The following is a 1,275-nucleotide window of genomic DNA, read 5'->3' as shown; positions in this document are numbered from 1 at the left end:
AGACCCCGACCCCGTCGCCGAGCCCCGTCCCCTCGGGCGCGCCGGCGCCCGCGCCGACCGTGGAGACGCCGCCCTTCTCCACCGACGGCGCCGTCGCGGTGACGGGCACCCGGCCCGCGGGCGTCGACGTGCAGGTCACCATCGCGAGCGTCCCCGCCGCCGTCACGCTCCCCTCCTCCACCACCTGGCGCGCGAGCGCGACCGGCGTCCCGGACGGGCAGAGCCCCGTGCGCGTCACCGCGGGCGGCCAGGAGGCCACCGCCACGGCCTCCGTGCTGCGCGCCCCGGGCGTCAACAGCTTCTCCGTCGTGACCACGGGGCTCGTCAGCGGCACGGGGTACCCGGGCGCCACGGTCGACGCGCGCTCCGGATCCGCCGCCTGCCGCGCCACCGTCGGCGCCTCGAGCACGTGGGCGTGCCTCCTCGCCCCGCCGCCGCCCTCCGGGACCGGCGTCCCCGTCACCGCGACGCAGACCACGCCGTGGAGCACGGGCACGCCCGCCGTCGGACGCGGCACGGGCAGCTTCGACACGACGGCGCCGGGCGCCGCGGTCATCACTGCCCCCGCGGCCGGCGCCACGGTCGACGCCGCGGGGATCACGATCTCCGGCACCTCGGACGAGGACGGCGACGTCGTGCGCGCCTATCTCTCGGGCTACGGCGATGCGGCGTGCCAGGCGCAGGTCGCGGGCGGTCGGTGGTCGTGCACGACCGGCACGCTGCCGCCGGGCCCGCTCGGGATCACGGCGACGGTCACGGATCCGCTCGGCAACATCAGCACGCTCGCGGCCGAGGTGGGCGTCACAGTAGCCGCGCCCGCGACCTCGCCCACGCCGGGCGCGACGACGCCGCCCGCTACCCCCACGCCCGAGGCCACCAGCTCGCCCGAGGGCACCCAGGCGGCCCCCGCGCCCGGATCCGGCGGCGGAGGCGGCGCGACCGGCACCGCACCGGGCTCCGACGGCGCCCCCGGCTCCGGATCCGAGCCCGCGGCCGCCGCGCCCGGAACCTGGAACGCGCCCACGCGCTTCGGCACGTCGCTCCAGCCGCTGCCCACGGCGTTCACCGACGGCCGGGGCCTCCTCCCGCTCCTCCTCGCCCTCGGCGCGGTGCTCCTCGTGACCCTCCCCGCGCTGCTGCTCCGCGGCGCCCTCGTCGCGCGCTTCGGCGGTCGCCACCGCGCCGCGGAGGACGTGACGCCGCTGCCGTCTCGCAGGTCGCGGTCGCCGCGTCGCGGGACGACGTCACGCCCGTCATCACGGGCGTCCAGCTCGA

1 pseudogene is annotated in these 1,275 nt (G+C 79.2%); it reads left to right on the top strand.

The features are described 5' to 3' along the window. Positions 1–128: 128 nt before the first annotated feature. A pseudogene (locus DZG00_RS15505) lies at positions 129–1,275 on the top strand (hypothetical protein); the annotation flags it as partial.

The organism is Clavibacter lycopersici, from assembly GCF_003576405.1.
GTDB lineage: Bacteria > Actinomycetota > Actinomycetes > Actinomycetales > Microbacteriaceae > Clavibacter > Clavibacter lycopersici.
This window is presented reverse-complemented; position numbering and strand designations above follow the sequence as displayed.